The organism is Pseudescherichia sp. (assembly GCF_031998825.1).
Classification (GTDB): Bacteria; Pseudomonadota; Gammaproteobacteria; order Enterobacterales; family Enterobacteriaceae; genus Pseudescherichia.
Genome location: NZ_DAMACX010000006.1, coordinates 98,400 through 121,561 on the forward strand (window position 1 = coordinate 98,400; position 23,162 = coordinate 121,561).

Sequence of the window (23,162 nt, forward strand, 5' to 3'; positions counted from 1 at the left end):
GGGCGTGCCGGAAGCGGCCTTTACCGTGTGGCATAACCTGTTTGAACTGGGGCGTTTGCAGCCCGGCGAAACCGTGCTGATCCACGGGGCGGCCAGCGGCGTGGGGACGTTTGCCATTCAGTGCGCGCAGGCGTGCGGGGCGCGGGTCGTGGCGACGGCAGGCGGGGCTGAAAAGGCAGCAGCGCTGCGACGGCTCAGCGTCTGGCGCGCCATTGATCGCCACAGCGAAGATTTCGTCGCGGTTATCCTTGAGGAAACTCAGGGGCGCGGCGTGGATGTGGTGCTGGATAACGTTGGCGGCGACTACGTTGCGCGCAACCTGAGCGTGTTAGCATCAGGCGGGCGTCATGTCAGCCTGTCATTTATGCAGGGCGCGAAGATTGAACTCGACCTGCAACAGGTGATGCGTAAAGGGCTGATCCTGACCTCCTCAACCCTGCGCCCAAAGAGTGATGCCGAGAAGGCGCGGCTGGCGCAGTGCATTAGCAAACATCTCCTGCCGCTCATCGCCGCCGGCAAAATCTCGCCCATTGTTTATCAAACCGTGCCGTTAGTGCAGGCCGCCGATGCACATCGCATTCTGGAGGCCAACGCCAACATCGGCAAAGTGCTGCTGGAGGTCGCGTTATGATGCAACTCTATTTCGCCACGACGTCCGCCTACGTGCGTAAAGTGATGGTATGCGCGACGGTATTGGGTCTTGCTGAGAAGATAGACCGGCTTGAGTCCGCTGCGCATCCCATAGAGCGCGACGAACGTATCGCTGCGTTTAATCCGCTGGCTAAAGTCCCGGCGCTGCGTACCGAAAGCGGGATCTGCCTCTACGACAGCCGGGTCATTTGCGAATACCTCAACGCACGCGCGCAGGGCAGTTTATTCCCGCAAGACGGTGATGCGCGCTGGCAGAGCCTTGCGCGTCAGGCGTTGGGCGATGGCGTTATTGATGCCGCGCTGCTGGCGCGCTATGAATTCAGCGCTCGCCCGCCCGAGAAACAGTGGCGGAGCTGGGCCGACGCGCAGCTGAAAAAAGTCGCCGCCGCACTGGCGGAAGTTGAACGTCAGGCCAGCGGTTTTAGCGATCAACCCCACGATATCGGGCTGATTGCCATCGGTTGCGCGCTGGGTTATCTCGACTTCCGCTTTGCCGAACTCAACTGGCGCGCCGGTCACCCGCTGACCGCCGCATGGTTCGCCGTTTTCGATGCGCATCCGGCCATGGTCGCTACGCGTCCGTACGTTTAATCAGGAGCTTGCATGTCACAGCAGATCTATTTTCTCAACGGGCCGAACGCCAATCTGTATGGGCTGGATAAAAACGGCACCTATGGCAGCGAAAGTTTTGTCAGCATCGGCGAGCGCTGTCAGCGTCGCGCCGAATCGCACGGGGTGATAGTGCATTTTCGCCAGAGTAACCATGAGGGCGTACTGGTCGACTGGATTCAGGAGGCACGACAGAACGCGGCGGGATTGATTATCAACGCGGCGGGGTTGACCTACACGTCCGTGCCGATCCTTGATGCGCTGCTGATGTTTGACGGCCCAATCGTCGAAGCGCATATGAGCAACATCTGGAAGCGCGAGCCGTTCCGTCACCACTCCATGGTGTCGAAAGCGGCAACCGGCGTGATCGCCGGGCTGGGCGCGATGGGGTACGAGCTGGCGATTGATGCGGTGGTCAACCTGATGGAGGCCCGCGTCGCATGAGCACCCTTGTGTTTTACAGCGAATTCGACAGCTTTGACGAGTGGTCAGCTTTACTTGCACCCTATTTGCCCGGCGTGACGATTTGCCGCGCCGAAACGGTGCAAAATCCTGATGACGTGCACTATGCGTTGGCATGGCAACCGCCGCAGGGTTTCTTTGCGCCATACCGCAATCTCAGACTGCTGGTGAATCTTGGCGCGGGCGTCGACTCCCTGGTCGGGCGTGACGATCTGCCGGATATCCCGATTATTCGCCTGTCCGACCCAGATATGGCGCGCATGATGGCCGGCTATGTGCTTTTTGCGGTGCTGCGCTACGCCCGCGACATTCCGGCGTTCGAGCGCGCGCAGCGTGAACAGCGCTGGCACTATGTGCATCCGCGCACGCCCTCCAGCGTCCGTGTCGGCGTGCTGGGGCTGGGGGAGTTGGGCGGGTATGCGGCGCAGGAGCTGGCGCGACAGGGTTTCGACGTGCGCGGCTGGTCGCGTTCGCAAAAAGCGATTGCGGGTGTTTGCTGTAGCAGCGGACTGGAATCGCTGAATGATTTTCTCAGCCAGAGCGACATTTTAGTGGTCATGCTGCCTCTCACGCCACACACGGCGGGCCTGCTTAGCGCAGAACGGCTGGCGCGCCTGCCGCCTGGCGCGGCGTTCATCAACGTATCGCGTGGGGCGATTGTCGACCAGGCGGCGCTGACGGATGCGTTACGCACCGGGCGGATTGCGGAAGCCACGCTGGATGTGTTTGACCGCGAACCGCTACCGCCGGACGATCCGCTGTGGCGCATGGATAATGTGCTGATCACGCCGCATCTTGCATCCGTTGCCATTCCCGCCAGTGCCGCGCAGCAGGTTGCAGAGAACATCCAGCGCGCCGCACGCGGCGAACCGGTAACCAATCAAGTGTTCCCGGCGCGCGGGTATTGATCCTATACCCGCGCCGGGAGGAGAGGTGACGGCGTCACGCCACCCTCACCACCTGCGGATCGAAATAGCTGGGTGCCGCCATGCCGGGGATGTACTGGTCAGAGATAAACATGCGGCAGCGCTCGGCGAAAGCATTTACCACCATAGAGTGCTGCGTATGGGCCACGGTGGCGTAACCCAGCTGCATCGGTCTGTTCACCCCCGCCAGCCGCACGCGAATCAGGCGTTTGCCATCCTGGGAGAGATGCGCTTTCGGCCGCACGTTAGCGATACCAAACCCGACGCCGTTGGCCACCATTGCACGCACCACCTCCATGTTGCCGGAGCGCATGACCACATTCGGCGTGACGCCCGCCTCGCTAAATAGCCCGAGGAAATAGTCGCGGCTCCACGGCATATCCAGCAGAACCATCGGCATTGTCGCCAGATCCTGAATTGTCACCGCCGATTGCGTCGCCAGCGGATGATGTTCACCCACCATCACATACGGCGGCAGCTGCGCCAGCGAGGTAAACGTGATGTCGTTAGCAGGGACTAAATCGTAAGTCAGGGCGATGTCGATATCGGCAGTGCGCAACTGTTTCAGCAGCTGTTCATGGTGGCCTTCCACGAGCGTAATGCGCACGCCCGGAAACGCGCGACCAAAGCCGAACACCAGTTCCGGCGTCAGCATGGGTGCCAGCGTATCGAGACAGCCCACGCGCAGCGGGCCGCGCACATTGTTCATGGATTCCGACGCAATGGTATAGAGGTTCATCATCTGCTCCAGAATGAGCTTCGCCTCCTTCAGTACCTGATGACCGATGGCCGTCAGCGACACGCCCTGCGCATGATGCCGCACGAACAGCTGTACGCCCAATTCAGATTCAATGTGGGTTATAGCGGCAGAGATTGACGGCGATGAGACGTGGATACGTTCCGATGCGCCGATGATGCTGCCAGCCTCTCCGGAAGCGACAAAATATTCCAGCTGACGCTGGGTGATGCGACTGAGCATGCAGGTTCTCCTGAGATCGCTGACGCAATCATGTCGCGTCAGTCATTCTAATAGTGCAGGTTTCTTGCATTTCTTATGCCAAAGCAGGGTCATTTTTATTGCATCAGAAATCCTGACGCAACGACGAGGAAAAGGCTGTTTTACCGAACCGGCTCGCAACGGCATAGTGATTTCACACCAGGGAACACCGTTCGCACCGCGTTGGCGCGCCGGGTTTCAGATTGCTACCACAGCCATTTCATGCATTGGGGATGAGAATATGTTGCGTAAGATTTGTGCCTTAACGTTGTTGACCACGAGCGTGTTGACCGCAGGTCATGCGATGGCCGCGGATAAGCTGATTGTCAGCACCTGGGGCGGCGGTTTTAAGGATCTGATTGATGAGACCATCGCCAAAGAATTTACCAAAGAGACCGGCGTGGAGGTGCAGTTTGTTACGGGCGGCACCATCGATCGCCTGAACAAAGCCAAACTGGCGGGCGGCTCGCCGGAAACGGACGTGACCTTTACGACGGCACATGTGGGCTATCTGTACGCCAACTCTGGCCTGTTTGAACAACTCGATATGAGCAAAATCCCGAACGCGGCGAACCTGGTGCAGCAGGCGAAAGTCAGCCCTTATCACCTCGGCGTATGGGGCTACGTTTACACTATCGGCTATCGTCCAGATATGGTGGCGAAAGGCGAGACCTTTGAGAGCTGGAACGATCTGTGGAAGCCGGAGCTGAAAGGGACGCTGGCGCTGCCTGACTGGGATCCGAGCCATATCATTGCGGTTTCCGCCAAACTATCCGGCACCGATGCGGCGCACTGGGAGCAGGGCCAGGCGAAGTTAAAAGCGCTTATCCCGAACATCAAATCCTTCTATACCGATGACGCTAATAGCCAGCAGCTGATCTCCACCGGCGAAACGCCCGTGCAGGTGATGCTGTCGATGAACGCCTACCACATGATTGCCGAAGGGGTAAACATCAAGCTGGCGATGCCGAAAGAGGGCGCGGTGCTCGGCGTCGATACCGTTGGCATTAACAAAGGCACCCGCAAGGCCGACCTCGCGTATAAGTTCATCAATATCGCCCTGAAGCCGGAGATCCAGCAGCAGGTGGCGAAGATTTATCACGGCAGCCCAACGGTGACCAACGCCCATATCGACCCCGAGCTGGCGAAGCTGCCGGGTATGTTGACCACGCCTGAGCAGTGGAACGCCACCATCAATACCGATCCGCAGCTGCGCGCCGAGAAGACCGCAGAGTGGCGTCAGTGGTTCTCTGAAAACATCATGTCTCATTGATTGACCTGGCGGCTTGCGGGCCGCCCCGTTTCTACCGGTAACACACTACTCAGGCAGCAACGTCTATGACGAGAAAATCGACATTTTTACCCTGGTTCATTATTCCCGCCACGCTGACCGCGTTTGGGCTGGTTATCGCGATGTTGGCGGTGATGCAATATAGCGTGCGCGCCTATATTCCCGGCTCGCTCGACGTGGGCGGATTCACGCTGGCGAACTTTAACGGCCTGCTTAAAAGCATCTATGCTGATGCCTTTATCAACACGGTCATGCTTAGCGCTAAAACCGCTATTTTTGGCCTGCTGATGAGTTATCCGCTGGCGTACGCCCTGGTACGCACCCGCACCACGTGGATCAAATCCACTATTCTGATTATCGCCATTACGCCGCTGTTTCTCGGCGAAGTGGTGCGCACCTATTCATGGATCATCGTGTTGGGCAACAGCGGCTTTCTGAATAGCCTGTTGCTGGCGATGGGCCTCATCTCAACTCCTGTTCAGTTTATGTTTACGCAAACTGGCGTAGTGGTGGCGCTGGTGCATGTCACCATGCCGATCATGGTGCTGATGTTGGCCACCGCGCTATCGCACATTAACCCCGATTATGAGAAAGCTGCCACCAGTCTCGGGGCAGGCCCGCTCCGCACCTTGCTGACGGTGACCATTCCGCTCTCTATCCCCGGCATTGTTTCCAGCCTGACCACCGCGTTCGCCTGGACCTTCAGCGCCTTCGCCACGCCGCAGCTGATTGGTGGCGGACGGGTCAGCACCGTGGCGACCATGGTCTACCAGCTGGGTTTCTCGTCGATGAACTTCCCGTTTGCCGCCGCGTTAAGCATTGCCGGTTTGATCCTGACCATCCTGTTACTGATGGCGCTGAAACGCATGACCCGATTCCTGCACGCGATGGGAGAGCATTAATATGACCCGTTCGATGAACGACAAACTGATGACGCTGGCGGGCCGCCTGCTGGTCGCCGCTATTCTTATCTTTGTGCTGCTGCCGACCATCGTGGTGTTTATCTCCGCGTTTAGCAGCACCTCGGTGCTGTTCTTCCCGCCGAAAGGCTGGTCGCTGCGCTGGTTCGAACGAGCGGTGAGTTACGATGATTTTCGTCACGGCTTCTGGTCCGGGCTGATTGTTACCGCATGGGCATCGTCGCTGGCGGTGATCGTGGGCGCCGCGCTGGCGATTGCCATTGAGCGCTACTCATTTCCGTGCAAGCAGGTGCTGGAAGGCATTCTGCTGTCGCCCCTGTTTATCCCGCATTTCACTATTGGTCTGGGCCTGCTGATGCTGGTGTCACAGCTCAACCTGGGGCGCGGCTATCCGCTGGTGATCTTCTGCCACGTCGTGCTGGTGCTGCCGTTTGTGCTGCGCAGCGTCTATGTGTCGCTAAAAAACCTCGAACAGCGGATTGAGCTGGCGGCGGCAAGCCTTGGCGCATCGCCGCTGCGCGTCGTATTGACCATCACCGTACCGCTGATATTGCCGGGCCTGTTCGGCGGCTGGCTGTTTGCCGCCATTCTCTCCTTTAATGAATTTACCGCGTCGCTGTTTATTACCACCCAGGCGACGCAGACCTTACCGGTGGCGATGTACAACTATGTGCGTGAATTTGCCGACCCGACGCTGGCTGCCTTGTCGGTCATCTATATTGCCGTCACCGCCACGCTGTTAATTATTGCTAATAAGTTTTTAGGGCTTGGCAAAGTATTAAACGTTGAAGCCAGCCATTAATAAACTGTTAATTTTTAGGGATCTATTATGTCAGTAGAAAAAATTAATACTGTGATTGTGGGTGCCGGTCAGGCCGGTATTGCCATGAGTGAACATCTGGCGCTAATGGGGGTGCCGCACGTTGTTCTTGAGCGCAGCCGCATCGCTGAACGCTGGCGCTCCGAGCGCTGGGATTCGCTGGTGGCGAACGGACCCGCCTGGCATGACCGTTTCCCATCGCTTAGATTCGACAATATCTCCCAGGAGGCCTTTCCGCCGAAAGAGCGTATGGCGCAGTACTTCGAAGATTATGTGACGATGCTTAAGGCGCCAGTACGCACCGGCGTAGAGGTGCATAGGGTAGAGCGCCTGACAGGGCGCAGCGGGTTCAAGGTGGTGACGTCAGCCGGTGAATTTGAAGCCGATAACGTAGTTGCCGCCACGGGACCGTTCCAGAAGCCGTCATTTCCGCAGATTGTGCCGGAGAGCGCCGGGGTGCAGCAGATCCACTCCTCCGTTTATAAAAACCCGCAGCAGTTGCCTGCAGGCGGTGTGATGGTGGTGGGGGCAGGGGCATCCGGTACGCAAATCGCCGAAGAGCTGCGTAAGGCGGGGCGCGACGTTTATCTTTCGGTTGGCGAACATTACCGTCCGCCGCGCGCTTACCGCGACCGTGATTACTGCTGGTGGCTTGGCGCGCTTGGCCTGTGGGACGAAGTTAAAATCAAGCCGAAGAGAGAGCACGTGGCCTTTGCGGTGAGCGGTTATGAGGGTGGCAAAACCGTGGATTTCCGTCGCCTGGCGCATATGGGCATTACGCTTGTCGGCATTACCAAAAGCTGGGATAACGGCGTGCTGCACTTCGCTGAAGGCCTGGCTGAGAATATCGCCGAGGGTGATAAAGCTTATTTCGACGTACTACGCGATGCCGATGCCTACATTGAGCGCAACGGGCTGGATCTGCCGCCGGAGCCACAGGCCTGGGAGCTGTTGCCCGATCCGAGCTGCCTGATCAGTCCGCTTACGCAACTGGATATTGCCGCCGCGGGCATTACCACAATTATCTGGGCAACCGGCTTTAAATTTGATTTCAGTTGGCTGCAGGTTGAAGCATTCGACGAAAAAGGGTTGCCGTTTCATAAACGCGGTATTTCCGCCGAGCGGGGTATTTATTTCATCGGCCTGCCGAACCTGGTAAACCGCGCTTCATCGTTTATTTACGGCGTATGGCACGACGCCAAATATATTGCCGATCATATTGCGTTGCAGAACGCCTATACCGATTACGTTAAATCGTAGTAACCGTTATTTAGCCCTTTTTTATTGGATAATGGATATGACCATAACCTGTATCGAAGAGTTACGGCAGCTGGCACGTAAGCGGGTGCCAAAAATGTTTTACGATTATGTCGATGCAGGGTCATGGACCGAATATAGCTATCGCGCCAACGAAGCCGATTTACGACGCCTTGAGTTTCGCCAGCGCGTGGCGGTCGATATTGCCGGGCGCAGCACCGCTAGCGTGATGCTCGGCCAGGCCGTTGCGATGCCGGTGGCGATTGCGCCCACCGGCTTAACCGGCATGATCCATCCTGACGGTGAAATTCTTGCGGCGCGCGCGGCAAAAAAGTTTGGCACTCCTTTTACGCTCTCCACAATGAGTATTTGTTCGATTGAAGCGGTGGCGCAGGCGACGGATTACCATCCATTCTGGTTTCAGCTTTACGTCATGCGCGATCGCCAGTTCGTCGCCAACCTTATCGACCGCGCAAAAGCGGCAAATTGCGGCGCGTTGGTCGTCACTATGGACTTACAGGTGTTTGGTCAGCGCCATAAAGACATCAAAAATGGCCTGTCGACGCCGCCAAAAATGACGCTGCGCAACCTGCTTAATATTGCCGGCAAACCTCGCTGGTGTCGCAATATGCTCGCCACGCGCAACCGTAACTTCGGCAATATCATTGGCCACGCCAGCGGCGTTGATAATATCGACGCGATGGTAGAGTGGACAGCCCAGCAGTTTGATCCGCGGCTCTCCTGGCAGGATATTGAGTGGATAAAGCAGCGCTGGGGCGGCAAGCTTGTCGTGAAAGGCATTATGGATGCAGACGATGCGCGTCTGGCGGTAGAGGCGGGCGCGGATGCGCTGATTGTCTCCAATCACGGCGGGCGTCAGCTGGATGGCGTGTCCTCATCGATTACCGTACTGCCGGAGATTGTCGCAGCGGTAGGCGATCGCATTGAAGTGCATTTCGACGGCGGGATACGTTCCGGACAGGATGTGCTAAAAGCGATTGCGCTCGGTGCAAAAGGAACCTATATCGGGCGTAGTATGCTGTATGGATTAGGGGCGCTGGGGGAGGAGGGTGTCACAATGGCACTGAATATCATTCGTAATGAGTTCGATTTGTCGATGGCGTTCTGCGGCAAGACGCATGTCGCATCGATTGATGCCGGGATCCTGCGGCAGAGCGTAATGTTCAGATACCCCAGCCCAGGCAGAAATCACACATTTTCTGGCAGATGCGTTTAGCGCGCTCAAGGAATCCAGAATCAAGCTCTGAGCAGGCTCACAGTTCATTCAGGAGGTCAACAAAATTAAATACGATCACCCGAAATATTTACTGGACACTTTTTCCGATAGTGCCTAAATGTCCAAAATGGATGGCATTTTTTGTACATATATAATGCATTTTGTAATATTAATGCTGATGCAGAGATATATTATCACCGATTTCAAGCCAGATGGAGATGATTACATGAAGCTTACAAGGCAACATGAAACGTTATCCCTTACTTGCAAAAGTAATACTATGAGAGAGCTGACCTTTGATGCTTACTATGCTGTTTCACATGCATGCGCAATGGGGACAGCTGACCGCGAGGAAAAAGCCCCAATCCGGACAATGGCTAAAGAAACTTTGTATAAGTTTCAATGTCTTGCCAGCGAAGAACTACTTCTTGAGAAAGCTGCAATTGAGGTAATGAACGAAAAGCCCTCATTCTGGTTTTTGGGAGACGGTAATCGCTAAAACTGGACAGAATTACAGTTGTGTCCAGGCTGACGGAGAGAGAGAAGGGAGAGCGTGCGCTACGTGAATTCTGGCGTTCTGCCGGGGGCTGAGTACGCCAGATTTTACGAGAAGGCGTTATCCTGTGCAGAAGAACGGTGTGCTTAAAAAATGCACATGAAGAAAGTACAGACGCACTTTCTTCTGTGATCCTGGGTACACAGGTTAAAGGAAATGACAGTGCCTTATTGTTTGAGTTTTTTTAGTTCTCTTAAAAGAGAGTAACGCCAGTCTGCCGATTCCTGAATATATACAACGCCGGACATATCACCGGGTGTTTCCACCCCGTCACTGACCAGCGCGGTTACATATTCACGCCCCAGCTTGGATATAAGATAACCATGCTCAAAGACGACGTTTTGTCTGGCTCGGGGACGATAATCCGTTTCTTTAACAGAGCGTCCTTCATCGCAAGCTGTATAGAGAACAATAGCATATGAAATATCTTTAAAGTAACGCTCCAGCTTTTGAATAATCGTGTCACCATCGTTAGCCTGAAGATGCAGAATAACGGGTTCAAAATCTTCTTCAATCAGAAATTGATATACCTCATACTTTAACTTTTCATCATGTCCGTGCACGATAAAGACTTTCTTTTTCATTGGTGTGCCCTGAGTCTTAAAATTATCCTGTGGATTTTTAACCACTTCTGCTATGGTTTCAACAATACGTTTTGAAGGTATACCCTGATTCATGGAAGTAGTTGCTTTTTCTTTATCCGTTAAAGTAGAACGTGTCTGATCTAGCGAAGCCAGAGGCTTTGGATTATAGTCTGCCAGATTAATAGCAGAAGAAGATTTGTTTTTTGATGCACAGTTTTTTTCATAGCTGTCAATTATCTGGTTTCGGGTTTCATCTAAAAATTTATTTCTTCTACCCCATGATCCTTCCCCGGTTCCGCATTTGGTTTTAATAGCCGAGTGAGCATGAGTAACATTTGGAGAATGCTTAATCCAGATAGGTAAATCTAGCATAGTTTCATAAGCCATTAAAGTTTCCCAGCGCTTTCGATACTCGAAAAGATGTTTATATTGATTATTGTAATCTTGAGTCACTACCAGTAAGCAAAGCGAAATATAAGAATCTACAATATCGATAATTTTGTTTAATTTAGTATTCATACACAACTCTGAATGAAAGGGGAATAGCTGGATTTTAGCAGCACTTAAGGTTTAAGATCCACGTTAAAAACGCTCATGAACAGCTCCTTAGCTGTCTTTGCTCTCTTTCAGGGCGGTAAGCCTGACCGGATTCATAGCAGAAAGCGCAGACAGCCAGAACGGTGGCATTTGTGAATGTGTAAAGGGACATGTGCGGCAGGAGTCATGAAAGCCAGTTACAGGTAAGCGCGGCTGCTGCTTTTGTCAGATGTAGCTCAGTGTTAGAATGGCTGATGTAATAACTCATCAATGTAAATCATTCACCAATTTAAGTAGAGTGAAATATGAAAAATTCGTTAAAGATAAAATTGTGGCAAAGATATTTACCGAAAATGCTGACATTGCCAGCTCCATCCATTATGCCCAGGAGTGGAGAGAAAGGAAAACTTGTTAATGCTTTTGTGATTTACCTATATAATAATGATGGCGATCCTCTTTATTTGATTGACCGAATTGAGGAAGGCTGTGTCATAGCTCAAGAATGGGATGAAGATAAATATAAGTTTGATAAGGAGGTTAGACTTAGATACGAAGAACTTAATCATTTTCATCCGGAGATAATCCATTACTATGGATTATATGAAATAAGATTCTACTCAATAGAAGAGTATTTCATCAAAGGTGTGACAAAATTAATATATTTAGTGGCGAAAATTGCAAGGCTGAAAAACTGGTTTATCAGATATCGTTTTGCTAAAAAGGATTTAATAGTTCATGAAAGAATCGGTATTCTGAGAGTGATAATAGACTGTCATGTAAGTACAACAGATGCACAATACTCAATAACTGCCAATGAGTTATTTACTCATATGCACACGCATTTATGGTATACCCATCCAAAAGCAGCAATATATAGAAAGAAACTTCAGCTGAATTTAGATTCTTTAGAGATAACAGGGGAGTTAAGGAAAGAGCAGTATCGATATTTTGTTACGGGTAAGGCTATCGAAACAATTACCCGTTATGAGCTGGAAGAAAACAGATATGACCAGCAGTTAGCAAGCCAAAAGCTTATGGGGTGGCTTACTTTTGCTATTTTATTTTTAACCGTGCTAACTACAATTGGCGCATTAGTGCAGGCGCATATTATAGAAGTGCCAACTTTAATCGATTTTCGACAAAAAACATCAATTAATTATAGCGCTGAAGTATCAAATTTGAACCTTGTATCAAGCTCTCATTAAGTCAGGATTTCTGGACATAATAGGCTGTATGTCTAACTGCCGGAAGAATTAAATGAGGAGCATAAAAAAGGCCGCTGGCGCGGCCTGATGGTGGCATTCAACGCTGATAGAGCCGAATCCATTCGATGATCTCGTTAAGCTGGCCGTTATCCAGTTCCGCGCAGTTCGCAAAAATCGCTTCCGCGACGCGCCCCTGATGCTTTTCAGTCGTGGAGCCGACCCCCGCAACGCCGCCCATACCCTGCTGGCCGTTGTCTGTAAGCACTTGCCGCCCCGTTGATGTGACAAACTGCTGAGCCGTGATTTCCATCCGTTATCCCTGTAATAGCGTTTTGCCGTGGTATCACTATACCAGGCGAGATCCCGCGCAGCCAGCAGAACTGGACGGAATTACTGTTGTGTCCAGGTAGAGGAGAAGAGAGAAGAGGGAGCGTGCGCTACGTGAATTCTGGCGTTCTGCCGGGGACTGAGTACGCCAGATTTAGCGAGAAAGAACCATGCCGATTATAAAAATTCACTAAGGTGAATGTATGATCTTTTTATTCGAAATAATAGAAAACTCTTATCGAAGCCCTCAATGTAAATCTTAAAATAATACATGTGTATCATACCAATCTGGAGATAATCATGAAACATCAGTTTATATTTGCCTTTCTTTTATTTTTACTATCTACAACGATAGTAAAGGCCGAATATTGTGATGATCAATTGTATAAAGATATGAGTGCGGTTGACACACAGTTGGGTGACGCTCTGTTATGGCAGAAGAATGCGCAAGTTGAAGCAGTCAAACTTCAGGCTGCGCGTAAGATTGAGCAGGAAAATATCGTGCTAATAACTAAAGATACTAGTTTAGGAGCTGAAAAGAAGATTGAGCAAATTACAGCGCATAACTCTGTAATAGCTGATATCCAACAAAGAGAAGACTCAATCAATAGTGAGAATTCAGAAAAAAATAAAGAAATTGATAGTTTAAAAAATAAGGTCCCACAAGCCCTAGCTGAGAAAGCTAAAGAATGCGCGAGACAAATTGCCCCTCTTAACTTATTAGTTAATATAGGGATACAAGGTCTCGCTTTATTTTTCACCGACGGTGCTAGTATAATACTTCCTGAAAAGGCGTTATATGTGGATATGGGGGAGGTGGTCCACGGTAATGTAATGGGAGGGCCGAAATCTTTGCCTAATCAGACTAAAGATGCTATCAATAAAGCATTGGGGCTGCACTTATAATAAAAGCTGACTTATTGCTGCCCTGAGAGACAGCTCATAGGAATAGCTCTACTGTCCAGTTCTGTTTTGGCTGAACAGAATGACTGTTGTGTCCAAGTAGCGGGAAAATGAAAACAGGATGGCTTGCCAGCAGCTCAGCGACCGCACCGGCGCACCGGGCGCAGAGTATGCCAGCAGATTTCAGGCTGGCCGCGTAGCTGCAATGGAGCATATGCCAGCAGGACGAAAAGTACTGAATGGTAGCGGGCAAACGGTGAAATAAAAATGACCGGGCGACACGGTATCACGGCACTTTTACAGTACTGATAATAAGGAAATGTATATGTATCAGCTTATAAAGCTATATGGCGGGCAGATGGCCCTAAATCCATCCGAATACCGGATTTTATTTCAGGGCAAGTATCTCGCCGCTATATGGATTTATGTTTAGATCATGGCTTAGGTAAGCTATTGATAATTGTAGGTTATTTTTTTGCCAACTTCGGACGCTGAAATGCAAGGGTGTGAAGTTTGGCAAAGATGGGCAACGATTGAAGCATTTAGGGGGAATTAAAAGATTTTCGCCGAAAATGCACGGAATAATGATTTTTTGCGAGTTGCGGAAAAAAATATGAATAAAAACAGTAAAAGTACTGAATGGTAGCGGCCAAACGGTTACATAAAAATGACCGGGCGACACGGTATCACGGCACTTTTACAGTACTGATTATGTGGAAAGATGCCAGCAGATTTTAATCTGGCCGCGCAGCTGCGTCTGGATAAGTTCCAGCACTGGACAGAATTACAGTTGTGTCCAGGCTGACGGAGAGAGAGAAGGGAGAGCGTGCGCTACGTGAATTCTGGCGTTCTGCGGGGGGCCGAGTACGCCAGATTTCATGAGAAAACGGAGGTGAAGAAAGGCCGCTTGCGCGGCCTCTGTGATCAGTTGAGTGGACGAGTACCGCGCCCGACCTCAGATAAACCATGCGTGATGTCAGCCGCACTTTGATTACCAAGAACACGGTCAATGATACTATCAATGTGGCCCACCGTTGCTACGGTAGAAGCAAGCAGAGCCTGTTTAGGGTCGACACCGGCATCAATCATATTTGCACAAAGCTGATCTTTAGTTTCAAGCGTAGCTACTGCCACTTTTTTAACACCTTTTTTCATTGCGCTCATTTGTGGTTGCATACCTATATATAGGAATTCAGAGGGGTCTCGCCACAACATGCATGGCTTATCTTAATATTTAACGCACAGTTGGACTATTCGCAACTTTCAGCTGACGGGCGGCATCACGCCCACGCCGGATCATACGCTTTTCAATAACTGACTGAATGACGTTAATCCGGCTCAGTTTTTTATCTGACATAGTTACTAGCATCCTGATGTCTCCATGGCATGAGCCTTTATGCCAGAAAAAGTGACATCACTAAATGGATAGAAAGTGACATTAGAATATGGGAACCATAACCTTAGTGCGCATAATGTATATTATGTTAAATTGCATATTGAGCTCCCACAGGCTGCTTAACCCATCCCGGTTAATTCTTAAGAATCAGCATTGTTCCCCTTCTCTTCGTCAGCCCAACATGACTATCATCACCTTTCTTTGTCATTCCCTGAACGAACCATAACGACAAGCCCGAGGAAAGATCTATGTCGAACGATCAAAAAGTTATTGATATCACCGTTCTCGCACAACAGCTCAACGCTATCGCCCAGACCGGGCTTACGTATGCAAAAGATGTTTTCGATCGTGAACGCTATGAAACCCTTCAGCAAATGGCCGTTGAGCTGATCGGCTCCCGCTTTGACATTGATGCTAAGACGTGGAATCACGTTTCTGAAGTTGGCTACGCTACGCCGAAAACGGACGTTCGTGCGTTTATCCTTCGCGAAGGCAAAGTTCTGCTGGTCCGCGAAGCTGACGATGGTTTATGGAGTTTGCCTAGTGGTTGGGCCGACGTTGGCGATACGCCATCGATAGCCGTGAGCCGCGAAGTTAAAGAAGAAACCGGGCTCAGCGTAAAAGTGACAAAACTGCTGGGCGTGTGGGATCGCAACCTTAATGGACATCCACCCTACCCCTGGCATGTTTACAAGCATATCTTCCTGTGTGAAGAGATCGGTGGAAGCCTGGCCTTAAGCCACGAATCCACCGATATTGGTTTTTTTGACATTAACGAGCTGCCGGAACTGTCGCTGACAAGGATCGTGCCCGAGCAAATTAAAGTCAGTATGGACATCGCCACGTCAGAACGTCCAACCTGGTTCGATTAGGGTATTTTCCGGCAGCTATTGCAAGTCGGGCAAGCGAAGCGCTGCCCGACATCTGGCTAACTTACGGTATCCCGCGCATCGCCGTGCGTGCTTTTCTAACCCGGACGGTAACGCTAATAATCGACAGCGCAGCAATCGCCATCAGCACCACGCCGACTGCCGACATGGCCGTAAAGCCAAACCATCTGAACAGGAACAGGCCCGCAATGCCGCCAGTTAGAAATGAGAAGATCGTTGTGAGATGGGTCTTGAGTTGACTCCTCTGCGCGGCGCTATCTTTGGAGAAATCCCGGCGTAGCATGGCTGCCAGCACCGATGCCAGCGAGATCCCCGCATCGGTCAACGTACCGGTAATATGTGTCGATCTGACCCGGCCGCCGGAGAGCTGCGTGGAGGTTGAGTTATGCAGGCCCATCAGGCCGCAAAGAACGACAATTATCTCCCGGTTCGATGAGAATGCATGAAAGTAGATCTCATACAGCGAGATCCCGGTCAGGAATAGGCCCTCAACGAACAGAATCTGACAGAAAATCAGCCGACAGTTATGCACGATCCCCCATAGCACAATGATGCGGGCCAGAACCGCCCCGCTGACAAAGGCTATGATGATGGCGCTAAAAAACAGCACGTCCCGCAGGTCCGTGTTGGAGACTTCGCTGGAGAGCTGTGAGGTGTTACCGGTCATGTGGGAGGGAAAGAAGCCAAAGGCACCCAGTGCGATGGCATTTAGCAAGCCTGCCGCTGTAGCCAACCACAGGGCCAGCTTGCGGTCCTCATTGTGCGAACGTGTTCTTTTCAGTTTAATCAGCAAAGATAACCTCCGGTTACCAACTTCAGCTAAATCATTAAGCTAGCAGAACAACAGCTTCTCACGACTAAGACATGCCTGAATTCAAAGAGATCTGTTCGGCGAGGATTTTCTTCAGTTCTGGAATACAGGAGCCGCAGTTAGTCCCACACTTGAGCTTTGCGCCGAGCTGCTGCACGCTGCCGCACCCCTGGCGTACGGCGTCAGCGATGGTCACTTCACCTACCGCAAAGCAGCTGCAGATCGTTGCCCCGGCTGGAGCCTTATCCTTTCCAGCCGTACCAGACAATAGCGCCAGACGCTGCTGCGCGGTGCGCGGGGACAGGCTGAACGCCGCCACTACCGCCTGCCGTTCCAGTTCAGGGCGTTCGCGGTGCACGTAAAATGCCAGCTGTAGTTCGCCGTCCGCCCACGCCAGCAGGTTAAAACCGTCATCGCCCAGACGGGCTGACTGACAGGTCCACTGCCCGGTAGCAACGTACTCGTTGAGCCACGCCAGCCACTCCTGCGGCGCGGAGGAGTCTGCCAGCGCGTAGTGCGTGATGCCCGGCTGCGCGATCCGGCTCCAGTATGCCGTGGCGGGCGGCGTCAGGTGACTGCCGCGAATAAACAGTTCGCCCTGCCATGCGGCCTGCCAGCGGCGCAAGCTAACCGGCATGTGTTTACTCTCCGGCTGACCGGAGAGCGGATCGGTGTGCGCCTCAACGAGCGCGTCTACCCTCGCCTGCTGGCTAAACTGACTGTTCCAGTGCATCGGCACGAATACGCTGCCGCGCGGTTGCAGGCTATCAGGCTGGGCTCGCAGCAGCAGCCAGCCATGGGATGATGAGACGCGCACCAGATCCCCGGCGCGAATGTGCGGCGCATCATCAGGATGGAACTGACAATACGGCTCGCTGATATGCTGCATCAGGCGTGCAGATTTGCCGGTGCGGGTCATCGTATGCCACTGATCGCGGATCCTGCCGGTGTTCATGATCAGCGGATAAGCCTCCGTCGGCTGATTGATCGGCAGTCTTGGCGTAATGGCGAGCAGCCGCGCTTTTCCATCAGCATGGAAGAACCGCCCGTCGGTAAATAGTCGCTCCCTGCCCTGCGGGTTTGCCGCATTGACCGGCCACTGCACCGGGCGCAGCTCATCCCACTGCCAGTCAGAGATCTGCGCCAGGCCGCTGATATCAAATGCCCGCGTGCCGTTGTTTTCAAAGCCGGACAGTGCCGCGTGCTCGCGAAATATCTCTGCCGGATGTTGATACGCAAACGCCTCGCCAAACCCCAGCCGCTGGGCAACCTGAGTGAGGATCCACCAGTCCGGTTTCGCCTCCCCCGGTGCAGACAGGAAAGCGCGCTGGCGCGAGATACACCGTTCAGAATTGGTCACGGTGCCATTTTTTTCGCCCCAGGCCTGAGCAGGCAGGCAGATATGAGCCGCACGGGTGGTGTCGGTATCGCGCATGACGTCGGAGACTATTACCAGCGGGCAGCGCGCCAGACCGGCACGCACCCGATCCGCATCCGGCAACGAGACCAGCGGATTAGTACCCATGATCCACACCGCCTTTATCTGCCCCTTCTCAATAGCACGGAACAGCTCAACGGCGTTGAGACCGGCACTTTTTGTGACGTTGTCACTATTCCAGAAGCGCCCTACGCGCGCGATATCGTCGGCATTAAACCCCATATGGCATGCCAGCTGGTTCGCCAGCCCGCCAACCTCCCGGCCGCCCATGGCATTTGGCTGACCGGTTATCGAAAACGGAGCGCAGCCTTCGCGACCAACTTTACCCATCGCTAAATGCAGATTTATGATGGCGTTACACTTATCTACCCCAGAACTGGACTGGTTAATGCCCATCGAATAGAGCGTGACCAGGCGATCGCAATCGGCAATCGTTTGATAGAACGCCCGCAGCTGCGCCAGCGTCAGGCCGCAGAACGCGGCGGTTTTTGCCTCCGTCCAGTCACCTGCCGCCGCAAGCGTTTCATCCGCACCCTGGGTGTGGTGCTCCAGGAAGTCACTGTCCAGCCTGCCACGCTCTGCCATCGCGTTCAGCGCCCCGCAAAACAGCGCGGCATCGCTGCCGGGACGCAGCGGCAGATGCAGATCCGCGATATCACAGGTAGCGGTCTGGCGCGGATCGATGACAATAATACGCATCTCTGGCCGCGTTTTTTTGGCCTGCACCAGTCGCTGATAGACCACCGGGTGCGCCCAGGCGGTGTTCGATCCGGAGAGGATCACACAGTCGGCCAGCTCCAGATCACGATAGCTGCACGGCACGGCATCAGCCCCAAAGGCCCGCTTGTAGCCCACCACCGCCGAGGCCATACAGAGCCGCGAATTGGTATCCATATTTCCCGCGCCGATAAATCCCTTCATCAGCTTGTTAGCGACGTAATAGTCCTCTGTCAGCAGCTGGCCGGAGCCGTAAAACGCCACCGCCTGCGGGCCATACTCACGAATGATGTTCTGCAATCCCTGTGCCACCGCGTCTAAGGCCTGCGGCCAGCTTACCGGCTGGCGATCGATCTCCGGATGCAGCAGACGGCCCGCCAGATCCAGCGTCTCCCCCAGAGCGCTACCTTTAACGCATAGCCGCCCGAGATTGGCGGGATGCGCACCGTCGCCGCTGGCGGTAAACCCCTCTTGCTGTGGCTGCATCTTTACGCCACAGCCTACGCCGCAGTAGGCGCAGGTGGTTGAAACCGGTGCGCTGTTCATAGGCTGACCGTCTCGATTATCTCGCTGGGCCGGACCGTGTGGCTCGCAGGCTGCTCCTGCACCCAGACGCGTCCGCCCTCCACTTTCACCGGCCAGACGCTAAGCGTGCTTTGCCCATCGTCCACGCTGCGGCCATCCCGCAAACGGAACCGCTGCTTATACAGAGGTGAGATCACTACCGGTTCACCTTTCACGTCGCCCAGCAGGCCGCGAGCCAGCACGTTGGCATCGCTGTTCGGCTCATGGTTGCTGAGGGCAAACACCTGCTGAGGATGATCCGGCAGATGAAATAGCGCAATCTGCTGGTTGGTTAGCCGGGCCGCCATGCCAGCATTGGCCGGGATCTCACTCAGGTCACAGATCTCCACCCAGCCCTGCACCGCCTGGACTGGTTCATCGCTGTTAACAAAGGCTTTAAACAGCGCGAGACGATCGGGCGTCGCCAGCGTAGTCTGCCATTCGCACTGATAGGTCTCGACCACGGCCTGCATCTCGCTTTCAAGTTCGGCGGCAATATTCAGGCTATCCTCCAGTACCACCTGACGCAGGTACTCCATACCGCCTTCAAGATTATCCATCCAGGTACTGGTGCGTTGCAGACGGTCGGCAGTGCGGATATAGAACATCAGGAAACGATCCACGGTGCGGATCAGCGCCTCCGTGTTCAGGTCCTGGGCCAGCAGATCCGCGTGCCGCGGCTTCATGCCACCGTTGCCGCAGACGTAGAGGTTCCAGCCCTTGTCGGTGGCAATCACGCCGACGTCTTTGCTCTGCGCTTCGGCACACTCCCGCGTGCAGCCCGAGACGGCCATCTTGATTTTGTGCGGCGATCGCAGCCCTTTGTAGCGGTTCTCCAGGTGTAGCGCCAGCGCGGTAGAGTCCTGTACGCCGTAGCGACACCAGTTCGATCCGACGCAGGACTTCACCGTTCTTAGCGACTTACCGTAGGCATGCCCGGTTTCAAATCCGGCATCGACGAGCAGCTGCCAGATCTCCGGCAGCTGCTCTACCCGTGCACCAAAGAGATCGACCCGCTGCCCGCCGGTGATTTTGGTGTAGAGATTGTAGCGTTTGGCTACCTGACCGATGGCGATCAGCCCGTCCGGCGTGATCTCCCCGGCCGGAATGCGTGGCACTATTGAGTAGGTGCCATCTTTCTGGATATTGGCAAAGAAGCGATCGTTGGTGTCCTGCAGCGGGAGATGCTGCGGCTTGAGCAGGTAATCATTCCAGCACGACGCCAGCACCGAACCGACCAGCGGCTTACAGATCTCACACCCGTGGCCCTGACCATGCTTGCCGATCAGCTCATCAAAGCTGCGGATATTGCCCACCCGCACCAGGTGATAGATCTCCTGACGGGAATAGGCGAAGTGCTCGCAAATATCCTTTTTCACTTCGACGCCCATCTCACTCAGCGCGAATTCCATCACCTGTTTAGTCAGCGCTGCACAGCCGCCGCAGCCGGTGGCCGCCTTGGTGCAGGACTTTATCCCGGCCATGTCACCACAGCCGCCCTTTACGGCGTTACAGATGTCAGATTTGCTGACGTTATGGCAGGAGCAGATCTGCGCCCCGTCCGGCAGCGCCGCGACGCCCAACGCTTGGGGCGCGCCGCCCGCGCTGGCAGGCAAAATTAGCCCTTCCGGACTGGCTGGCAGCGGCATGTCGTTGAGCATCATCTGCAACAGCGTGCTGTATTCGCTGCTGTCACCCACCAGCACCGCGCCCAGCAGACGCTTGCGATCCGCTGATACCACAATCTTTTTGTAGATCTCTGCCGGGCCATCCACCCAGCTATAGCTTTCGCTGCCCGGCGTGCGGCCATGAGCATCGCCCACCGATGCCACTTCGACGCCAAGCAGCTTCAGTTTGGTGCTCATATCCGCGCCCTTAAAGGCCGCCTCGCCGCCGGCAAGCGTCTCCGCCAGGGTACGCGCCATCTGATAACCCGGCGCCACCAGCCCAAAAATCTGTCCGTTCCACAGGGCGCACTCCCCGACGGCGAATATAGCCGGATCGGACGTACGACACCGATCGTCAATCACAATCCCGCCGCGCGGGCCAACTTCCAGGCCACACTCTCTTGCCAGCTGGTCTCGTGGGCGGATCCCGGCGGAGAAGAGCACCAGATCGGTCTCCAGATAACTGCCGTCAGCGAAGACCATCCGATAGTGGCTGTTCTCCCCCTGAATAATTTCACGGGTCTCTTTACTGGTATGCACCTGTACGCCGAGGGCTTCAATTTTACGGCGCAGCATCGCCGCCCCGCCTTCATCAAGCTGAACACCCATCAGCCGCGGCGCGAATTCCACCACGTGCGTTTCCAGACCAAGATGCTTCAGCGCGTTAGCGGCTTCCAGCCCGAGCAGGCCGCCCCCCACCACCACGCCAACGCGCCCCTTCTCCGCGCAGGCCTGAATCGCATCAAGATCGTCGATAGTGCGATAGACAAGGCAGCCTGACATATCGTTACCGGGAATGGGCGGCACAAACGGATAAGAGCCGGTCGCCAGAACCAGCACGTCATAGGCGGTCTGTCGCCCCTGCTTATCGACCACAAAACGGCGGTTGCGATCGATATGTTCAATGCCGTGCTCGAGGCGCAGCTCAATGCCGGTTGACGCAAAGAAGTCGCTCTCGACCATCGACAGCGACTCAGCGCTACGACCGGAGAAGTATTCCGAGAGATGCACCCGGTCGTAGGCTGGTCTGGTCTCTTCGGCAAAGACAATAATTTGATAGTGAAGATGCAGTTCGCGTTCGACCAGCTGTTGCAGAAGATGGTGACCTACCATGCCGTGTCCGGCCATTGCTAAAACGGGTTTTGACATAACATTGCTCCTCGCTATCTCAAGGGATAACGGCTCTTTCAGGGAAATGGGCTTTTCAGGGGTAAACAGGCTTGACTGCGGATGGCCAAGGCGGGCGAAGTATGCCGGTCCATCGTTAATGTCTCCCCACAGCAGCACGCCTTTTAGCTGGTTATTCTGTATAAGCAGGCGGCGATAGTGGCCGTCGAAGGGGTCGAAGGTGGTATGGATCTCTGCATCATGTCCGGCATTCAGCGTCCCGGCGCAGAAGAGATGGATACCGGTAACCTTGAGCCGCAGCGGTACATCATGGACGGCAAGCAAAGGTGCGCTTACGCCAGCCAGTCTGGCCGCCAGGCTCTCTGCCTGCTGCCAGCAGGGGGCCACCAGCCCGAACGTCTGCTCACCTGGCTGACAGCATTCGCCGATAGCCGAGATGTGCGGATCGGAGGTTTGCAGCTGGTCATCAACCAGAATGCCGCGGGCGCAATCCAGCCCGGCCGCCTGCGCCAGGGCGATATTCGGACGCACACCGGCGGCAACGATCACCCGCCGGGCAGGGATCGCACGCCCATCGCGGAGCTTAACGGTTTGAACGCACCCCGTTTTGTCCGCGCCATAGGCTATCGTCTCCGCTGCCAGTACCGTCTCAATACCCCGCGCCAATAGCTTTTCGCGCAGCAACTCTGCTGCCTGGGGATCAAGATGCTGATCCATCAGGTGCGGTCCACGATGAAGAAGAGTGACCTGCATACCGCGTAGCGCCAGCGCCGCAGCGGCCTCGATGCCAAGTACCCCACCGCCAATCACTACCGCCGGTTGCCCTGCAACGTGCTCGTGCAGAATGCTCTCTACATCCTGCTGATTGCGGAAGCCGTGAATACCCGGCAGATCTGCCCCCGGCAGCGGCGGCATATAAGGTAGCGACCCGGTAGCAATAACCAGACGATCGTAACCCAGCTGCTGTCCGTTAACGCTTAAGGTACGTGTCTCGTGGTCAATGGCGGTCACCGGGGAACCGGCAATGAGCGTGACGTTGTAACGCTCGTACCATGCGCTGTCGTGAGTAATGATGTCGGCAAAGCGTTTCTCGCCCGCCAGCACCGGCGTAAGCATGATGCGGTTATAGGCGGGCTGCGCTTCATCACCAATGACCACGATCCGGTAACGCGTTGGGGCCAGCTCGCACAGCTTCTCCACCAGTCGTACGCCCGCCATACCATTGCCAATCACGACCAGGAGCGGTTTATCCATTCTGCTTACCTCGCC

The 23,162-nt window shown here is 54.2% G+C and carries 20 protein-coding genes; 13 read left to right on the top strand and 7 right to left on the bottom strand.

The genetic code is table 11. From position 1 onward, the window contains the following. The 4 genes from RTP97_RS04760 to RTP97_RS04775 all read left to right on the top strand — a co-directional run. On the top strand, positions 1-631 hold a 631-nt coding region (locus RTP97_RS04760; protein ID WP_312411396.1), incomplete at its 5' end, for a zinc-binding dehydrogenase. Then, positions 628-1,242: a glutathione S-transferase N-terminal domain-containing protein gene (locus tag RTP97_RS04765; RefSeq protein WP_312411399.1), complete on the top strand. Its 615-nt coding sequence runs from the start codon at positions 628-630 to the stop codon at positions 1,240-1,242. The genes RTP97_RS04760 and RTP97_RS04765, both read left to right, overlap by 4 nt. A 12-nt stretch (positions 1,243-1,254) precedes the next feature. Next, on the top strand, positions 1,255-1,704 hold the full coding sequence (locus tag RTP97_RS04770; RefSeq protein ID WP_312411401.1) for a type II 3-dehydroquinate dehydratase: 450 nt from the start codon (positions 1,255-1,257) through the stop codon (positions 1,702-1,704). Next, on the top strand, positions 1,701-2,630 hold the full coding sequence (locus RTP97_RS04775) for a glyoxylate/hydroxypyruvate reductase A (protein ID WP_312411402.1): 930 nt from the start codon (positions 1,701-1,703) through the stop codon (positions 2,628-2,630). Before RTP97_RS04770 ends, RTP97_RS04775 begins: the two co-directional genes overlap by 4 nt. A 34-nt stretch (positions 2,631-2,664) precedes the next feature. Here the strand turns inward: RTP97_RS04775 and RTP97_RS04780 are convergent, their stop codons facing one another. After that, positions 2,665-3,627 carry a LysR family transcriptional regulator gene (locus RTP97_RS04780; protein ID WP_312411403.1) on the bottom strand — a complete coding sequence of 321 codons (963 nt, stop codon included), beginning with the start codon at positions 3,625-3,627 and terminating at the stop codon, positions 2,665-2,667. A gap of 259 nt (positions 3,628-3,886) precedes the next feature. On the opposite strand from RTP97_RS04780, the gene RTP97_RS04785 reads away from it, so the two are divergent. From RTP97_RS04785 to RTP97_RS04810, 6 genes are all read left to right on the top strand, one after another. Beyond that, on the top strand, positions 3,887-4,918 hold the full coding sequence (locus RTP97_RS04785) for an ABC transporter substrate-binding protein (protein WP_312411404.1): 1,032 nt from the start codon (positions 3,887-3,889) through the stop codon (positions 4,916-4,918). Between the two features lie 65 nt (positions 4,919-4,983). Continuing rightward, complete coding sequence (locus tag RTP97_RS04790; protein WP_312411405.1) at positions 4,984-5,838, top strand: ABC transporter permease; 855 nt, start codon at positions 4,984-4,986, stop codon at positions 5,836-5,838. A 1-nt stretch (position 5,839) separates the two neighbouring features. Beyond that, positions 5,840-6,658, top strand: a complete 819-nt coding sequence (locus RTP97_RS04795) for an ABC transporter permease (protein WP_312411407.1) — start codon at positions 5,840-5,842, stop codon at positions 6,656-6,658. Positions 6,659-6,685: 27 nt separating this feature from the next. Continuing rightward, on the top strand, positions 6,686-7,936 hold the full coding sequence (locus tag RTP97_RS04800; protein ID WP_312411408.1) for an NAD(P)/FAD-dependent oxidoreductase: 1,251 nt from the start codon (positions 6,686-6,688) through the stop codon (positions 7,934-7,936). Positions 7,937-7,973: 37 nt separating this feature from the next. Then, positions 7,974-9,170 carry an alpha-hydroxy acid oxidase gene (locus tag RTP97_RS04805; RefSeq protein ID WP_312411409.1) on the top strand — a complete coding sequence of 399 codons (1,197 nt, stop codon included), beginning with the start codon at positions 7,974-7,976 and terminating at the stop codon, positions 9,168-9,170. Between the two features lie 118 nt (positions 9,171-9,288). Then, positions 9,289-9,669 (top strand): hypothetical protein, encoded by a 381-nt coding sequence (locus RTP97_RS04810; RefSeq protein WP_312411410.1) that lies wholly within the window; start codon positions 9,289-9,291, stop codon positions 9,667-9,669. A gap of 224 nt (positions 9,670-9,893) precedes the next feature. Here RTP97_RS04810 and RTP97_RS04815 read toward each other — a convergent pair whose 3' ends face one another. Beyond that, a complete protein-coding gene (locus RTP97_RS04815; RefSeq protein WP_312411412.1) occupies positions 9,894-10,829 on the bottom strand; it encodes a nucleotide-binding protein in 936 nt (311 codons plus the stop codon). 323 nt (positions 10,830-11,152) lie between these two features. Between RTP97_RS04815 and RTP97_RS04820 the strand changes: the two genes are divergently transcribed. After that, positions 11,153-12,052: a hypothetical protein gene (locus RTP97_RS04820; RefSeq protein ID WP_312411414.1), complete on the top strand. Its 900-nt coding sequence runs from the start codon at positions 11,153-11,155 to the stop codon at positions 12,050-12,052. Positions 12,053-12,149: 97 nt separating this feature from the next. On the opposite strand, the gene RTP97_RS04825 is transcribed toward RTP97_RS04820, so the two are convergent. Further along, a complete protein-coding gene (locus tag RTP97_RS04825) occupies positions 12,150-12,362 on the bottom strand; it encodes a hypothetical protein (protein ID WP_312411415.1) in 213 nt (70 codons plus the stop codon). Between the two features lie 317 nt (positions 12,363-12,679). On the opposite strand from RTP97_RS04825, the gene RTP97_RS04830 reads away from it, so the two are divergent. Continuing rightward, positions 12,680-13,285, top strand: a complete 606-nt coding sequence (locus tag RTP97_RS04830) for a hypothetical protein (protein ID WP_312411417.1) — start codon at positions 12,680-12,682, stop codon at positions 13,283-13,285. A gap of 921 nt (positions 13,286-14,206) precedes the next feature. Here the strand turns inward: RTP97_RS04830 and RTP97_RS04835 are convergent. Beyond that, positions 14,207-14,446, bottom strand: coding sequence for a hypothetical protein (locus tag RTP97_RS04835; RefSeq protein ID WP_312411419.1), 240 nt, complete (start codon positions 14,444-14,446; stop codon positions 14,207-14,209). Between the two features lie 480 nt (positions 14,447-14,926). Between RTP97_RS04835 and RTP97_RS04840 the strand changes: the two genes are divergently transcribed. Next, positions 14,927-15,550, top strand: a complete 624-nt coding sequence (locus tag RTP97_RS04840; protein ID WP_312411421.1) for an NUDIX hydrolase — start codon at positions 14,927-14,929, stop codon at positions 15,548-15,550. A gap of 61 nt (positions 15,551-15,611) precedes the next feature. On the opposite strand, the gene RTP97_RS04845 is transcribed toward RTP97_RS04840, so the two are convergent. The 3 genes from RTP97_RS04845 to nirB all read right to left on the bottom strand — a co-directional run bounded on the left by RTP97_RS04845 (position 15,612) and on the right by nirB (position 23,147). Further along, positions 15,612-16,361 (bottom strand): YoaK family protein, encoded by a 750-nt coding sequence (locus RTP97_RS04845; protein WP_312411423.1) that lies wholly within the window; start codon positions 16,359-16,361, stop codon positions 15,612-15,614. Positions 16,362-16,425: 64 nt separating this feature from the next. Next, positions 16,426-19,080: a nitrate reductase gene (locus RTP97_RS04850; protein ID WP_312411424.1), complete on the bottom strand. Its 2,655-nt coding sequence runs from the start codon at positions 19,078-19,080 to the stop codon at positions 16,426-16,428. After that, positions 19,077-23,147 (bottom strand): nitrite reductase large subunit NirB, encoded by a 4,071-nt coding sequence (nirB, locus tag RTP97_RS04855; protein ID WP_312411425.1) that lies wholly within the window; start codon positions 23,145-23,147, stop codon positions 19,077-19,079. The genes RTP97_RS04850 and nirB overlap by 4 nt, the downstream gene beginning before the upstream one ends. Positions 23,148-23,162: the final 15 nt, after the last annotated feature.

Bases quoted from the DNA above. Each gene is read 5' to 3' on its own strand.
- RTP97_RS04810 (WP_312411410.1), top strand. From the start codon at position 9,289: ATGTCCAAAATGGATGGCATTTTTTGTACATATATAATGCATTTTGTA.
- RTP97_RS04835 (WP_312411419.1), bottom strand. From the start codon at position 14,446: ATGAGCGCAATGAAAAAAGGTGTTAAAAAAGTGGCAGTAGCTACGCTT.
- RTP97_RS04805 (WP_312411409.1), top strand. From the start codon at position 7,974: ATGACCATAACCTGTATCGAAGAGTTACGGCAGCTGGCACGTAAGCGG.
- RTP97_RS04795 (WP_312411407.1), top strand. From the start codon at position 5,840: ATGACCCGTTCGATGAACGACAAACTGATGACGCTGGCGGGCCGCCTG.
- nirB (WP_312411425.1), bottom strand. From the start codon at position 23,147: ATGGATAAACCGCTCCTGGTCGTGATTGGCAATGGTATGGCGGGCGTA.
- RTP97_RS04830 (WP_312411417.1), top strand. From the start codon at position 12,680: ATGAAACATCAGTTTATATTTGCCTTTCTTTTATTTTTACTATCTACA.
- RTP97_RS04825 (WP_312411415.1), bottom strand. From the start codon at position 12,362: ATGGAAATCACGGCTCAGCAGTTTGTCACATCAACGGGGCGGCAAGTG.
- RTP97_RS04785 (WP_312411404.1), top strand. From the start codon at position 3,887: ATGTTGCGTAAGATTTGTGCCTTAACGTTGTTGACCACGAGCGTGTTG.
- RTP97_RS04820 (WP_312411414.1), top strand. From the start codon at position 11,153: ATGAAAAATTCGTTAAAGATAAAATTGTGGCAAAGATATTTACCGAAA.
- RTP97_RS04800 (WP_312411408.1), top strand. From the start codon at position 6,686: ATGTCAGTAGAAAAAATTAATACTGTGATTGTGGGTGCCGGTCAGGCC.
- RTP97_RS04815 (WP_312411412.1), bottom strand. From the start codon at position 10,829: ATGAATACTAAATTAAACAAAATTATCGATATTGTAGATTCTTATATT.
- RTP97_RS04850 (WP_312411424.1), bottom strand. From the start codon at position 19,080: ATGAACAGCGCACCGGTTTCAACCACCTGCGCCTACTGCGGCGTAGGC.
- RTP97_RS04840 (WP_312411421.1), top strand. From the start codon at position 14,927: ATGTCGAACGATCAAAAAGTTATTGATATCACCGTTCTCGCACAACAG.
- RTP97_RS04765 (WP_312411399.1), top strand. From the start codon at position 628: ATGATGCAACTCTATTTCGCCACGACGTCCGCCTACGTGCGTAAAGTG.
- RTP97_RS04770 (WP_312411401.1), top strand. From the start codon at position 1,255: ATGTCACAGCAGATCTATTTTCTCAACGGGCCGAACGCCAATCTGTAT.
- RTP97_RS04780 (WP_312411403.1), bottom strand. From the start codon at position 3,627: ATGCTCAGTCGCATCACCCAGCGTCAGCTGGAATATTTTGTCGCTTCC.
- RTP97_RS04775 (WP_312411402.1), top strand. From the start codon at position 1,701: ATGAGCACCCTTGTGTTTTACAGCGAATTCGACAGCTTTGACGAGTGG.
- RTP97_RS04790 (WP_312411405.1), top strand. From the start codon at position 4,984: ATGACGAGAAAATCGACATTTTTACCCTGGTTCATTATTCCCGCCACG.